Consider the following 13,978-nt stretch of genomic DNA (forward strand, 5'->3'; position numbering starts at 1 on the left):
GACGGGACCACCAGATGAATTCCGAAGACAAGGCGCTGCTGGCCCGCTGTGCCAGGATGGGCAGCAGCACGTGGTCGGACGCGCTGGACGCGTGCGGCATCGCCGGCGTGGTGCAGGGCATCCCGCGGCGCGCCGGTGAAGGCGTGGCGGTCGGTTTCGCGGCGACGGCGCGGCACGAGTGGGGACCGCTGGGCGACTTCGACCGCGCCGACTTCGCCGTCGGCCGGCTCGTGGCGGCCACCGGGCCCGGTCGCGTCCTGATGGTCGACGTCGGCGGCGCCGCCATCTCCACGTTCGGCGGCATCGCGTCGCTCGCGGCGGCCGGCAGGAAGGCCACCGCCGTCGTGATCGACGGCGGCTGTCGCGACACCGATGAGATCCGGGCGACGGGACTGACCCTGGCGGCGCGCTGGGTGACGCCGACCACCGGCAAGACCCGGCTGCGACTGCAGTCCATGGGCGAACCCGTGACCCTGGGCGGCGTCACCGTGAGCGAAGGCGACCTGGTGGTGGTGGACGACACGGGGATCGCGGTGGTGCCGCGCCAGGAGCTGGCCCGCGTGCTGGCGGAAGCCGAGCGCATCCTGGCCGTGGATCACGCCGTCGAGCAAGGCGTGCGCGCCGGCAAGAGCTTCGCCGAGGCGGCCGCCGACGCGAACTACATTCCGCTGAAGAAGTCCGCCGTCCGCGCCGATGCCTGAGCCTGCCGCCATCCTCCAGATGGGGCCGATCGGGCCGCATCTCGACCAGCAGCTGGGCCAGCGCGGCAAGGTCTTGCGGTTGTGGGAGGCGGCCGACCGCGACGCGGCACTCGATGGCGCGGCCGCCGGCGTCCGCGTCGTGGTGACTTCGGTGCGCCTGGGCTGCCCGGCGCCCCTCATCGAGCGGCTGCCGCGGCTGCGCGCGATCTGCAGCTGGGGCGTCGGCTACGAGACGATAGACGTCGCGGCCGCGAAGGCGCGCGGCATCGCCGTGAGCAATACCCCCGACGTCCTGGACGACTGCGTCGCGGACCTGGCATGGGGCCTGCTGATCGCGGCGGCGCGGCGCACGGCAGCCGGCGACCGGTATGTCAAGGACGGGCAGTGGCGTGCCATCGGCCAGTTCCCGCTGACGACGCGCGTGAGCGGCAAGCGCCTGGGCATTCTTGGTCTCGGCCGCATCGGCGAGGCCATCGCCCGGCGCGGCGCCGGCTTCGCGATGGACGTGCGCTATCACAACCGCCGCGAACGCCCTGGCGTGCCCTACGGATACGAGTCGTCGCTGGTCCAACTCGCCCGCTGGGCCGACTTTCTGGTGGTGGCCTGCGAAGGCGGGGCGTCGACCCGGCACCTCGTCTCCCAGGCCGTGATCGACGCACTCGGCGCGAAGGGGATCCTGGTGAACATCGCCCGCGGCACCGTGGTGGACCAGGAAGCGATGGTGCGGGCGCTGGCCGAAGGCCGGCTTGGTGGGGCCGGCCTCGATGTGCTGGAAAAGGAGCCGGCGGTGCCGCCCGAACTGCTGTCCATGGACCAGGTCGTGCTGATGCCCCACGTCGGCAGCGCCACGCGCGAGACGAGGCGCGCGATGGAGCAACTGGTGCTGGACAACGTCGATTCGTTCCTGGCCGGGCGCGGGCTGCTGACGCCCGTTCACGTCGGCTGAAATGAGTGCGGACCTGCTGCGCGCGCTGCGCGCCATTGCCGGCGAACCACATGTCCTGACCGGCACGGACGCCGCCCCGTATCTCACCGACTGGCGCAAGGTCGCGACGGGGCGTGCCCTCGCGGTGGTCCGGCCCGGCTCGACCGGGCAGGTGCGCGACGTGGTGCGCGCCTGCGTCGCGGCCGGGGCGCCGGTCGTTCCCCAGGGCGGCAACACCGGGCAGGTGGCGGGGGCCACGCCCGATGCGTCGGGTCGCTCCGTGGTGGTGCAGCTCGGACGCATGAACCGCGTGCGCAGCATCGATGTCGAGAACGACACGCTGGTGGCGGAGGCCGGATGCGTGCTGCAGCAGGTGCAGCAGGCTGCGCATGCGGCCGGGCGCCTGTTCCCGCTGTCGCTGGGCGCCGAGGGCACCTGTCAGATCGGCGGCAATCTGGCGACCAATGCCGGCGGCACCCAGGTGCTGCGTTATGGGAATGCGCGCGAGCTGGCGCTTGGCCTGGAGGTGGTCACCGCCGAGGGCGAGGTGTGGAACGGGCTGCGCGCCCTGCGCAAGGACAACACCGGCTACGACCTGCGTGACCTGTACATCGGCTCCGAAGGGACCCTGGGCATCATCACGGCGGCCGCCCTCAAGCTGTTCCCGCTGCCGGTGGCGCAGCGCACGGCGCTGGCGGCGACCGGCTCGATCGCTCGGGCCGTGGCCCTGCTCGCGCGCGCGCGGGCCATGCTGGGCGCCGAACTCACGGCCTTCGAACTGATGTCGGCGGTGGCGCTGCGCCTGGTGCCGGCCCATTTCCCGCAGCAGCGCCTGCCGCTGCCAGCGCAGGCGCCCTGGTACGTGCTGATGGAGACTTCGGACACCGAAAGCGAGGCCAGGGCCGGCGCACGGTTCGATGCGCTGTTGGCCGCGGCGCTGGAGGCCGGCGAGATCGACGATGCCGCGCTTGCCCAGAGCGTGGCCCAGTCGAACGCGTTCTGGCACCTGCGCGAGAGCATCACGCTGGCCGTTGCCGCGGAGGGAAAGTGCGCCAAGCACGACATTTCCATGCCAACCTCCCGGCTCGGCGAGTTCGTGACCGCCACCGACGCGGCGCTGCAGGCCAACTTCCCCGGGGTGCGCAGCGCGACCTTCGGCCACCTGGGCGACGGTAATCTGCACTACAACATCCTGCAGCCCGCGGGACAGCGGGCCGACGAGTTCGCGGCGGCGCAGGAGCGGCTCTCAGCGCTGGTCCACGAGCGCGTCGCCGCCGCCGGCGGTTCCATCAGTGCGGAGCAGGGCATCGGCGGCCTGCGCACCGCTGACCTGGAGCGCTTCGAGGACCCGGTCAAGCTGGCGCTGCTGCGGCGCGTGAAGCAGGCCCTGGATCCGCTGGGCCTGATGAACCCGGGCAAGGTGCTGGCATAGCGGAGATGGAGGCGCTGCCGGCAGCTTGGCCGAAACGCCGTCCGGTCAGCGTGATTTCCTCTCGGTCCGGCCGGCTGCCCTGGCACCCGTTCCGAGCACGCGACCGTTGACCGCCAGCCCGTAGAGCGAATGCTCGCTGTCGTGGTACTTCTTGCGCGTCTCGGCCACCGAACCGGCGAAGCGGGGGTCTTGCGGCCGCTCATGGCTGTCCATGAACAGCGCCACGTCCCATGCTTCCTGCTCGGTCAAGCTCCTGCCCTTGCCCAGCGGCATGTTGGCGTAGATGAAACCGGCGGCGTTGTTGACCTGGTGCATGCCGGCGCCCCAGTTGAACGAGCGCGGTCCCCACAAGGGCGGGAAGACCTGCCGGTCGCCGGCGCGCTGGCCCTGGCCATCGGCGCCATGGCACAGGGCGCAGTTCTGCGCGTAGACCGCTTCACCCCGCGCATAGCTGGGCGGCTGCCCGGGCTTGGCCAGTTTCGGATAGCCGCCTCCTTGCACGGGCATGCCGACCGGCGCGCCCTTGGCCAGGAAGAAGGCGTAGGTCTGCAGCGCGGTCATCACCTCGTCGTCCTGCGGCGGCGCCTTGCCGTTCATGCTGTACTGGAAGCAGCCCTGCAGCCGCGCGGCCAGGGTGTCGACCTGCCCGGTCTTGCTGCGAAAGGCCGGATAGTGGATGAACGACGCCCACAAGGGCGCGGAGTCGGGCTTGCGTCCGGCGTCGAGGTGGCAGTTCGCACAGGTCAGATCGTTGCCGACATAGTTCGCTGCGTATTTCCCGGTCTCCGTGAACACCTTCTGCCCCAGCCGGATCATCTTTCCGTATTCGTCGTTGGGGATGCTGTCTTCGGAGGGCGGCCGAAAGGTCCTGGACGCGACCGAAGCGGACGCCACGGTTGCGGCCGCAGGCGAGGGCGGCGCGTCGGCGCGCACGGCTTCGGGCGCGGTCGCCGTCGTGGGGGCGGCCGCCGACGCCGCGGTGGGCGCGGGCGCGGATGAAGCGGCAGGGGCAGGCGCGGCGGTGTAGGCGCCTTCGATCGGCTGGCGGATGGAGCGCTGGAACAGGACGCTGGATGCCAGGAACATCCCCAGCAGCAGCAATGCGGCCAGACCGACGATGACGATCAGCCGCCAGGACACCCGGCCCGCTTCGAAATGACGAGGTGGGCTCATGGCGTGCCTTTCGTCCCCGCCGCCATGGGCGCGGCGGCGCTGGCGGCCGCCAGCCCGGCGTAGTAGTCGCTGACGGCCTGGATGTCAGGGTCCTTCAACTTGCGCGCGACGGCTTCCATGAGACCGAGCGGCCCGGCCGGCCGGGCTCCTGCCTGCCACGCTTTGAGCTGCTGGGCGAGGTAGGCGGCCGGCTGTCCGGCGAGCGGCGGGAAACTGGTGCCGACGCCGCTGCCGCCGGGGCCGTGGCACTGGGCGCAGGCGGGCAATCCGTCGTCCCAGCGCCCGCGGGTCGCGATCCAGGCACCGAGGTCGGCCGGACCGCGCGCCTCCCGGTCGGGTGCCGCGGCGGGCCGGCTCAGTCCGGCGTAGTGATCCGCGACCTGGGTTCTTTGTTCCGGTGAAAGCGCCCGTGCGATGGGCGCCATGATCTCGTTCTTGCGCGTGCCGCCGGCAAAGGCTTCCAGTTGCTCGCGCAAGTAGGCCGCGCCCGTCCCCGCCAGATGCGGAAAGGCACCGGTTCCTTCGCCGCGCGCGCCGTGGCACCCGGCGCAGGCGGGCGCCCCGTTCGGCGTGCCGGCGGTCGCGATGCGAGCGCCGGCGCTGTCCGCTGGCGGCGGTGAAGCCCAGCCGGCGCTGCTGGCCGCGGCGACGAGCAGCAGGGCGGTGGCTCGGGCAAGGAAAGATGGTCGCGTCATGGTCTCGTGGCTGGCTTTCAATTCGGGCGCATGGGATCTCGCCAGCGTCTGCCGCGTTGTTCCGCGCCAAGGCTCAGGACGCTGCGTGCCCCGTCCAGCCAGCTCCGATGCGAAGGACCATCCGGTCGACCCGGCCCAGCACCGAAGCACATGCGACCGACTGGGGTCGTTGGCTGCGCGCTGCCGGTGCGATGCGCCTGTTGCGGCCTAGCATACGTGTTCTCTGCGCCGCTGTGTGCTCGACGATGGCAACGAAGCGAAAGCAGACCAGCCGATGGTCAGCGGGAGGCCTGCGGGATCGAAAGCTCGGCCGCCAGGCCGCCGCCATCCCGCGGACGCAAGGCCAGGGTGCCGCCACACCGTTCGGCAATGGTCGCGACGATCGACAAGCCCAGTCCGCTGCCGCGTCCCGCCGGGCTGCGCCGCCAGAACCGCTGCACAGCTTGCGCGCATTCGTCCCGGGTCAGCCCGGGCCCCCGGTCGAGCACGCTGAAGACGACGCGCTCGCTTGCACCCAGCTCGGCGCGCAAGGTGACCGAACTGGCCATCGGCGACGCCCGCAAGGCATTGTCCAACAGGTTGCGCAGCGCAGCGGCCAGCAGGCCGCACGGCGCGGCGACGGCCAGCGGTGCATGCGGCTGTTCCAGCCGCACCTGCCCGGGCCGGCCGTGCGCCGCCTCCGCGTCCCGAATCGCTTCGCGCGCGGCATCGCCGGCATCGCACGCCATCGCCGCGCCGAATCCGTCCGGACCCTCCAGCCGGGCAAGCTGCAGCAGTTGCTCGAGCGTGCGCTCCATCCGCAGCACGCCGTCGTCCGCGCTGCTCAGCGCCTCCTGCGCCGGCTGCGGCAGCGGGCATGGCCCCGCGGCCAGCCGCAGCACCTGCAAGTGGGTCTTGATGGCGGTCAGCGGCGTGCGCAATTCGTGGGCTGCGTCGTCGGTGAACCGGCGCTCGCGTGCGATGGCGCCGCGCACCCGTTCCAGAAGATGGGTGATGGTGCCGACCAGCGGCGCCAGCTCCCGCGGCACTGCCATGCGGGCCAGTGGCGTGTTGTCCTCGGGGCGACGCTGCTCCAGCAGCTTGCGCACCCGTTCCAGCGGCGCGAGGCCCCCGCCGATCCCGAACCACAGCATCAGCAGGCTGCCCGAGAGCGCCACCGCGAAGGGGACGCCGGCCGCCAGCGCGACGTCGCGCAGCAGCAGCTCGCGCATGTCGACGCGGTCGGCCGTGGCGACACGGATGTTTCCTTGCTGCAGAACGTAGGTGCGCCACACCTTGCCGCCGAAGACCCGGGTGCTGTAACCCGATGGCACGTCCGCCAGGCCGGGGCTGCTGGCCGTGCGGGCGATCGTGTGCCGGCTGACTTCGCCGCGCAGCAGGCTGACTTCGCACGCCACGCCGTCGCGTCCGACCACGTCCATCAGTGGCTGCGCGGCATTGGCGGCCGGAGCCGGTGATTGCGGGAACTGCAGCGTCAGGCCGGCCACCATGCGTGCCGACGCGGCCAGGCGATCGTCCAGCGCCGCGCGCAGCTCGCTGCGCAGGTCGGCCAGCATCCAGGCAGCGACCAACGACCACAGGACCAGGAGCGAGCCGCCGATGATGACCAGCAGGCGCCGTCGCAGGCTCTTCACGCGGCAGCTCCCAGGCGGTAGCCGAGGCCGCGGACGGTTTCGACGATCTCCGGGCCGAGCTTGCGTCTGAGATGGTGGATGTGCACGTTCACCGCGTTGCTCTCGACGTCCTGGCCCAGCCCATAGAGCCGATCGCGCAGCTGGTCGGCGCTGAGGATCTGCCGCGGATGCCGCAGCAGCGTGTGCAGCAACGTCGTCTCGCGGCGGGACAGATCGACCGGTTCGCCCCGCAGCCGCACCTCGCCGGTGGCGGCTTCGAAGCTCAGTTGGCCGTGCTCGATCCGGTCGACGCTGCGGCCGGCGGCGCGTCGCGTCAGCGCGTGCAGGCGTGCCACGAGTTCGTCGAGATCGAACGGCTTGAGGAGGTAGTCGTCGGCGCCGCTGCGCAGGCCCGCGACGCGGTGGGCGACCGCATCGCGGGCCGTCAGGATCAGCACCGGCATGTGCAGCCCGCGGGCGCGCCAGCGCACCAGGAGGCTCATGCCGTCTTCGTCCGGCAGGCCGAGGTCGAGCACGGCGACATCGAACTGCGAGGCAGCCAGCGCGGCGTCGGCCAGGCGCGCGGTGTCGACATGGTCCACGGTGAATCCATGCAGCCGCAACCCGCTTGCCACCCCGCGGGCCACCAGCGCATCGTCTTCGATCAACAGAACATGCAAGCAACAGCTCCCGGGAAGAGGTTTGGCGGCCGCGCGGCTGGAGGCCGGGGGCCTTAACGCCCACGTAATCGCTGCCGCGCACACTGGCGCGAACGAACCGCACCGTCCTCCATGAAGAATCGCTTTTGCCCCGGACAGTTCCTGCGCCTGTGCGGCGGGGTGGCGCTGGCCGCCTGGCTGGCGGTGGGCGCCGCAGTGGCCCGCGCCGAGCAGCCGTTCCTGGAGCCGGAACAGGCGTTCCAGCTGACGGTGGCGGCGGGCGGCCGGGCCGGGGAGGTGCAGCTCTCATGGCGTATCGCACCGGGCTACTACCTGTATCGCGATCGCATGACGGTCTCGGCCACGCCCGGCGGAATTGTAGGGAAGGTCACGCGCCCGGGTGGCGAGCGCAAGCACGACCCCAACTTCGGTGTGGTCGAGGTTTATCACGAAGGCGTCACGGTGGTGGCCGATGCAAGCAAGGCCACCGCGTTGCAGGTCGGGTGGCAGGGGTGCGCCGAAGCTGGCCTGTGCTACCCGCCGCAGCAACGCACGGTCTCGCTGGCGGGAATCGGCGGTGCGAGTGCCGGCCGGTCCGCCACGACCGCCAGCACCCCCACCGGCACCACCGGCGCCGCAGTGCCGGCGCAGGCGGACCCGCCTTGGAGCGAAAGCGGCATCACGCAGTGGCTCGGCCGGCGCACCTTGTGGTGGTCGGTGCCCGTGTTTCTGCTGCTCGGCATCGCCATGGCGTTCACGCCGTGCGTCTTGCCGATGGTTCCGATCGTGTCCAGCATGGTGGCCGGCAGCCAGGCCGAGCCGCGCCGCGCATTCGTGCTGACCCTTTCCTTCGTCCTGCCGATGGCCCTTGTGTACGCCGCCCTGGGCGTGGCCGCCGCGCTCGCCGGCGCCGGGCTGCAGGCGCTGCTGCAGAACCAGTGGGCCATCCTGGCGTTCGCCGGGGTGTTCGTCGCGCTCGCGCTCTCGATGTTCGGCTTCTTCGAGCTGCAGCTGCCCGTCGCGCTGCGCGACCGCCTCGCAGGCGCTCAGCCGAAGGGCGGCAGTGCGGCCGGCGCGGCCGCCATGGGGGTGCTGTCCGCGCTCATGGTCAGTCCCTGCATGACGGCGCCCCTCGCCGGCACGCTGCTGTACATCGCCCAGAGCGGCAACGTGCTGGAAGGTGCGCTCCTGCTGTTCGCCATGGGACTGGGCATGGGGCTGCCCCTGCTCGTGGTCGGCACGCTGGGCGCGCGGTTCCTGCCGCGCCCGGGGCCGTGGATGAACCGCGTCAAGGGCGCCTTCGGGTTCGTGCTGCTGGGGACGGCGGCCTGGTTGGTGGCACGGGTGCTGGCACCGCACGCGACCCTCCTGCTGTCGGGCGCACTGCTGGGCTCCTTGGCGGTGACCGCATGGCAGCTGGCGGCCGGCGGGGGCCGCGCCGGGTTGGCAGTGCGCAGCGCGGCCATGTTGGGGGCGCTGTGGGCCGGCGCGATGGTCTTCGGCGCGGCCGCCGGGGGCGCCGATCCGCTGCGCCCGCTGGCACCGCTCGTGCGCGCGCCGGCGGCTGCGCCAGCGCCGGAAGGCCAGGGGGTCGCGGCGTTCGAGACGTTCACCGATCCGCTGGCGCTGCAGGCGCGCCTGGACGCCGCCCGGACGGCGGGGCAGCCGGCGCTGGTCGACTTTTCGGCCGCGTGGTGCGCGTCGTGCCAGACCATCGATCGCGAAGTGTTCGGCGATCCGCAGGTAGGCAAAGCCCTGGCCGGCGTCGCGGTGCTGCGCGCGGACGTCACCGCGAGCGATGCGGCTCAGCGGGCGCTGATGCGCCGGCACCAGGTCATGGGTCCGCCCACGGTGATGCTGTTCGACGCGCAAGGCCGGGAGCGGCGCGCGCAGCGACTGGTGGGCGAATTCTCGGCGCGCGACCTGCTGGCGCGGCTTGCGGCGGGGGAGCCATCATGAGCGCGACACTGGCACTCGGGCCGCTCACCTTCACCTACGGCCTGTTGCTGGCGTTGGCCGGCGCCGTGCTGGGGTCCTTGGCCGGCAAGCTGGCGGGGCGCGCCGGCGGTGTCGATATCGAGCCGCTGCTCTTTCGCATCCTGGTGACAGGGCTGGTCGCGGCGCGGGCTGCGTTCGTCGTGCAGTTCTTCGATGGCTACCGGCAGCAGCCGCTGGGCCTCCTCGACATCCGGGACGGCGGTTGGTCGCCGCTTGCCGGCCTGCTGGCCGCGAGCGCCTATGCCCTCTTCGCCGCGCTGCGCCGGCCGCCGTGGCGCCAGCCGCTGGCGGCGGCCATCGGCACCGCGGGTGCGGTGTGGCTGTTGGGCGCGCTCTCCTGGTCGATGATGCCGAAGGACGGCGATCGGCTCCCGCCGCTGGCGGTGCAGTCCATCGAGGGCCCGGTGGTGCCGCTCGCGAGCTTCCGGGGCAAGCCCACGGTCGTCAACCTGTGGGCCACCTGGTGCCCGCCGTGCCGCCGCGAAATGCCCGTGCTGCAGCAGGCGCAGGCGAAGCGGCCGGATGTGAATTTCGTCTTCCTGAATCAGGGCGAAGCGCCCGATCGCGTCCGCGCCTTCCTCGCCGCCGAGCAGCTTCCCTTGCGCAACGTGTTGCTCGACCTGCACGGGCAGGCCGGCGTCGAACTGGGGCACCGCGCCTTGCCCACCACGCTGTTCTACGACGCCGCCGGCCGCCTGGTCGACACGCGCGTCGGCGAACTGTCGCACGCAACGCTGAGCCAGCGGCTCGGCACGCTTTCCATTCAACCCGAGTCCCGCTGATGACCATCTCTCCGTTCGATTCCGCTGGCAGGCAGCTGCCGGCACCCGGCCGACCCGCATGGGCCGCCCTGGCGCTCGCCGCATGTGCGGCTGCTGCCTCCGCCCAGGAGCGTCCCGAGGCGCTGCAGGCGCTGCAGTCGCAAGGCGTGACGATCGTCGGCACCTTTCCGGCGCCGGGCGGATTGACCGCCTGGGCCGGCTATGCGGGCCAGCAGCCGCTCGCGTTCTATGCCACGCCCGACGGCAAGCACCTGATCCTGGGCACCATGCTCGACGCGCAAGGCAAGGATGTCACCCAGGCAGCGTTGGAGAAGGCGGTGCGCGCACCGATGACGGCGGGGGTGTGGAAGGAGCTCGAGCGCAGCCACTGGATCGGCGACGGCAAGGCCGACGCGCCGCGCGTGGTCTACGTGTTCACGGACCCCAACTGTCCTTACTGCAACAAGTTCTGGGCCGATGCGCGGCCATGGGTCGACAGCGGCAAAGTCGTGCTGCGCCACATCATGGTCGGAATTCTCACGCCGACCAGCGCGGGGAAAGCGGCCGCCCTGCTGGCCAGCAAGGATCCGGCGGCTGCCTTGTCGGCTTACGAGCGCGGCCACGTGGCTGAAAATGCCAAGGTGCTGGGTGCCGGCCGGCCCAAGCCGCTGGGCGACGGCAGTCTGAAGCCGCTGGCCAGCATCCCGCCGGCGATCGGAGCGCAGTTGGACGCGAACGAGAAGCTGATGGCCAGCCTGCGGCTGCAGGCCACTCCGGCCTTCGCCTGGCGCGATGCCACGGGCGCCGTGCAGACCCGCACCGGCGCGCCGCCGGCGGCCATGGCGCAGATTCTCGGACCGCGCTGATCGCGCTGGAGAACAGAGAAGTGAGTCCCGTCCTTACCACCGACGTCGCGGTGATCGGTGCCGGCACCGCCGGCAGCACCGCCTTTCGGGAAATCACCCGTGCCGGCCGCACTGCCGTCTGGATCGACCACGGCCCGCTGGGCACGACGTGCGCGCGTGTCGGCTGCATGCCGTCGAAGGCCGTGCTGCACGCGGCGCACGAATGGGCGCTGTTGCGCGAGCTTGCAGGCGACTCCCCGATGACGGCCGTGTCGGCCGATTCGCTCTGGGCGCGCGCCCGCGCCACCCGGGATGCGCTGGCCGCCGGCGCCGCCCAGCGCACGCGCACGGCCGCCGGCGACCGGTTGCTGATGGGAACGGCGCGGTTCGTGGCGCCGGGCGAGCTCGACGTCGATGGCCGGCGCGTGCGGGCCCGCGCCTTCGTGATCGCGACCGGCTCGCGGCCCGTCGTTCCCCCGTCCTTGGCCGCCCTGGGCGACCGCTTGCTGACCACCGACACCCTGTTCGAATTGGAAAGGCTGCCGGGCAGCATCGGCATTGTCGGATTGGGCGCGATCGGGCTGGAGATGGGGCTGGCGCTGTCTCGCCTGGGTGTGCGCGTTGTCGCCGGCGACCAGCTGGACACGGTGGCGGGGATCGTCGATCCGGCCGTGCGCGAGCGGGCGCTGCGGCGCTTCGGCCGCGAACTGCCGCTGTGGCTGGGCCAGCCGATGCAGGCGCAGGCCGTACCGGCCGGCGTCAGCGTGTCGTCGGGCGAACGCAGCGAGACCGTCGACATGGTGCTCGCCGCCGTCGGGCGGCGACCGAACGTCGACAAGCTCGATCTGCAAGGCGGCGGCGTCGCGTTGGACGACAGGGGCCAGCCGCGCGTGGACCCGGCCACGCTGCGCGCCGGCGAGGCGGCCGTGTTCCTCGCAGGCGATGTCCATCCGGACCGGCCGCTGCTGCACGAAGCCGCGGATGAAGGCGTGATCGCGGCGCGCGGCGCGCTGGCGTTGCTCGACGGCCGGCCGCCGGCAGCAGCGGAGCGGCGCGCCCGGATGTCGATCGTGTTCAGCGATCCCGACGTCGCGGCCGTGGGAATGGCTTTCGATCAGCTGGACCTGACGACCACGGTGGTCGGCACGGCCGAGGGCAGCGGCAATGGTCGCTCGCGAATCCTCGCCGCGACCGACAACCTGGTGCGCATCTACGCACAGCGCGGCAGCGGTACGCTGCTCGGCGCCAGCCTCATGGCCGCGCGCGGCGAACACCTGGCGCACCTGCTGGCCTGGGCCGTGCAGCGCCGCGAATCGGCGGCCAGCCTGCTGGAAATGCCGTACTACCACCCCACGACCGAGGAGATGCTGCAGTCAGCGCTCAAGGACGTTGCATCGCAGCTTGCCTGACAGGCCCGACGGAGTGCCGAAATGAACGAAGACCAGACCATCCGGATCGTGCTGCATGCGCCGACGGCGGCGGCGCTGAAGCGCGCCCGCAGCAACGCCGGCAACCTGCAGGCCGCCCAGCCGCGGCCGCTGGTGCGAATCGTGGTCAATGCCGAGGCGGTCGCCGCGGCCCTGGACGAGCCGAGCCCGGCCGCGGACGCCATCACGCTCGTGTGCCGCAACACCTTGAACAAGCTCGGGCGCAGCGCGCCGGCGCCACTGGCCATCCTCGAGGAAGGGGCGGTGCTCGGGCTGGCGAGGATGCAGCGGGAAGGTTGGTCCTACATCCGGGCCTGAGGGCGCCTCCCCCCGCCGATGACGGCGGGCGGCCGCAATAGGAAATCTTCCCTAGCCGGCTGCCCGGTTCCGCGGATGTTCCAGCGCAGCCTTGCCGAATAGGCTGTGCGACGTTGGCTCCCCGGGCCGCTGCTCGCGTCTTCCCAAGGCGCCGGCTCGACGCGTGGCGACCGCGGCCGCAGCGGGGGCCAACACATGTTCTTACATGGTCGTCGGCTTATGGAAAAAGCAAAAGCTTGGTTTTTGTCAAGGCGCAAGCGGCGCTCAATCAATAAGCTGTCACTTATAAGATAGTCCAGCCGGCGTTCCATGCATCCCTTGCCTCATCACTACCACGCCCAAGCCCGCGGCGGCCTCAGCGGCAGCGTTGCCGTGACCACGACGGACGCGCCGGCGCTCGACACCCATGCACCGCCGGAGTTCGGCGGGCCGGGCGGCGCCTGGTCGCCGGAATCCCTGCTGGTGGCTTCCATCGCGGACTGCTACATCCTGTCGTTCCGCGCCGTCGCAAGAGCTTCGAAACTGGAGTGGGCGCAGCTCGAAGTCGATGTCGAAGGCGTCCTCGACCGCGTCGATGGCGTCATGCGCTTCGCTCGATACATCGTGAGGCCGCGGCTGTCGATCGTGGCGGCCGAACAGGAGACGCTGGCCCGCGCTGCCCTGGAGAAGGCCAAGCGCGCCTGTCTCATCACCAACTCCTTGAATGGCGAGTGCGAGCTGGTGCCCAGCGTCGGCATCGCAGAAGCGGTCCGGGCGGCGCCATGAGGGAGTCGGGCTGCACGAAGACGCTCGGTCCGGTTCAGGCGCGCGCGACGCCTGCGGCCGTCATGTCCCTGCCCGCGGCTGGCGAGGACGTGAGCAGCCTGATCGCGTTTCTTGCCGGACGCTATTCGCTCGGGCCGAAGTACCTGGTGCCGCCGGGGCCGTCGGCGCACGAGTTGCTGCAGGCAGCGCAACTCGCGCTGCGCGCCCCCGACCATCGCCAGTTGCGCCCGTTCCGGTTCGTGAACGTGCCCGACCACCAGCGCGAGCGGCTCGGCAGCTTGTTCGCCGCCGATGCCGCGCGGCGCGGGCACGGCCCGGCCGAAGTCGAGCGGGCACGGGACCGTGCGCACAATGGACCGGCGCTGCTCGCGGTGGTGGCCAGGGTCGGCGAAGGTGCGGCGGATGTGCCGGTGCACGAGCAGTGGATCTGCGTCGGCGCGGCCGTCATGAATTTTCTCAACGGCCTGCACATGCTCGGCTATGGGGCCAAGGTGCTCAGCGGCGCCTCGGTGTGCAGCCCCACCATCCAGGCAGCGTTCTGCGAGGCGGGCGAGACGCTGGTCGCCTGGGTCGTCGCGGGCACCCCGACGCAGGCAGGTCGCGCCAGGCAGGTCGACGACCCCGCTGCCATCCTGTGCGACTGGACCTGATGCCCCGGCGGCGCTG

At 71.7% G+C, this 13,978-nt stretch carries 14 protein-coding genes; 10 read left to right on the top strand and 4 right to left on the bottom strand.

Annotation, left to right across the window (positions count from 1 at the left end):
• The first annotated feature begins 14 nt into the window (after positions 1-14).
• The 3 genes from VNT59_RS16880 to VNT59_RS16890 are packed head-to-tail and all read left to right on the top strand — an operon-like array spanning position 15 to position 3,058.
• Positions 15-701, top strand: coding sequence for an RraA family protein (locus VNT59_RS16880; protein ID WP_325500209.1), 687 nt, complete (start codon positions 15-17; stop codon positions 699-701).
• Positions 694-1,647: a 2-hydroxyacid dehydrogenase gene (locus VNT59_RS16885; protein ID WP_325500211.1), complete on the top strand. Its 954-nt coding sequence runs from the start codon at positions 694-696 to the stop codon at positions 1,645-1,647. Before VNT59_RS16880 ends, VNT59_RS16885 begins: the two co-directional genes overlap by 8 nt.
• 1 nt (position 1,648) lies before the next feature.
• Positions 1,649-3,058 carry an FAD-binding oxidoreductase gene (locus VNT59_RS16890; RefSeq protein WP_325500213.1) on the top strand — a complete coding sequence of 470 codons (1,410 nt, stop codon included), beginning with the start codon at positions 1,649-1,651 and terminating at the stop codon, positions 3,056-3,058.
• A gap of 45 nt (positions 3,059-3,103) precedes the next feature.
• Here the strand turns inward: VNT59_RS16890 and VNT59_RS16895 are convergent, their stop codons facing one another.
• From VNT59_RS16895 to VNT59_RS16910, 4 genes are all read right to left on the bottom strand, one after another.
• Entirely contained in the window at positions 3,104-4,231 is a 1,128-nt protein-coding gene (locus tag VNT59_RS16895) for a c-type cytochrome (protein ID WP_325500215.1), read from the bottom strand.
• Positions 4,228-4,947, bottom strand: coding sequence for a c-type cytochrome (locus tag VNT59_RS16900; RefSeq protein ID WP_414708406.1), 720 nt, complete (start codon positions 4,945-4,947; stop codon positions 4,228-4,230). The genes VNT59_RS16895 and VNT59_RS16900 overlap by 4 nt, the downstream gene beginning before the upstream one ends.
• A 257-nt stretch (positions 4,948-5,204) precedes the next feature.
• Complete coding sequence (locus tag VNT59_RS16905) at positions 5,205-6,560, bottom strand: ATP-binding protein (RefSeq protein ID WP_325500217.1); 1,356 nt, start codon at positions 6,558-6,560, stop codon at positions 5,205-5,207.
• A complete protein-coding gene (locus tag VNT59_RS16910; RefSeq protein WP_325500219.1) occupies positions 6,557-7,219 on the bottom strand; it encodes a response regulator transcription factor in 663 nt (220 codons plus the stop codon). Before VNT59_RS16910 ends, VNT59_RS16905 begins: the two co-directional genes overlap by 4 nt.
• A gap of 111 nt (positions 7,220-7,330) precedes the next feature.
• Between VNT59_RS16910 and dsbD the strand changes: the two genes are divergently transcribed.
• The 7 genes from dsbD (at position 7,331) to VNT59_RS16945 (ending at position 13,962) form a co-directional block, all read left to right on the top strand.
• Positions 7,331-9,157, top strand: coding sequence for a protein-disulfide reductase DsbD (gene dsbD / locus VNT59_RS16915; protein ID WP_325500221.1), 1,827 nt, complete (start codon positions 7,331-7,333; stop codon positions 9,155-9,157).
• The gene (locus VNT59_RS16920; RefSeq protein WP_325500223.1) at positions 9,154-9,978 is read left to right on the top strand and encodes a TlpA disulfide reductase family protein; all 825 of its coding nucleotides are present in this window, start codon (positions 9,154-9,156) and stop codon (positions 9,976-9,978) included. The genes dsbD and VNT59_RS16920 overlap by 4 nt, the downstream gene beginning before the upstream one ends.
• Positions 9,978-10,823 (top strand): thiol:disulfide interchange protein DsbG, encoded by an 846-nt coding sequence (gene dsbG, locus VNT59_RS16925; RefSeq protein ID WP_325500225.1) that lies wholly within the window; start codon positions 9,978-9,980, stop codon positions 10,821-10,823. The genes VNT59_RS16920 and dsbG overlap by 1 nt, the downstream gene beginning before the upstream one ends.
• Positions 10,824-10,843: 20 nt before the next feature.
• Positions 10,844-12,211 (top strand): dihydrolipoyl dehydrogenase, encoded by a 1,368-nt coding sequence (locus VNT59_RS16930; RefSeq protein WP_325500227.1) that lies wholly within the window; start codon positions 10,844-10,846, stop codon positions 12,209-12,211.
• 21 nt (positions 12,212-12,232) lie between these two features.
• Positions 12,233-12,547: a hypothetical protein gene (locus VNT59_RS16935; protein ID WP_325500229.1), complete on the top strand. Its 315-nt coding sequence runs from the start codon at positions 12,233-12,235 to the stop codon at positions 12,545-12,547.
• Between the two features lie 309 nt (positions 12,548-12,856).
• A complete protein-coding gene (locus VNT59_RS16940) occupies positions 12,857-13,312 on the top strand; it encodes an OsmC family protein (protein ID WP_325500231.1) in 456 nt (151 codons plus the stop codon).
• A gap of 62 nt (positions 13,313-13,374) precedes the next feature.
• Positions 13,375-13,962, top strand: a complete 588-nt coding sequence (locus tag VNT59_RS16945) for a nitroreductase (protein WP_325500233.1) — start codon at positions 13,375-13,377, stop codon at positions 13,960-13,962.
• The last annotated feature ends 16 nt before the right edge of the window (positions 13,963-13,978 follow it).

Origin of the sequence: Ramlibacter sp., assembly GCF_035554825.1 — a bacterium.
Taxonomy (GTDB): Bacteria; Pseudomonadota; Gammaproteobacteria; order Burkholderiales; family Burkholderiaceae_C; genus Ramlibacter.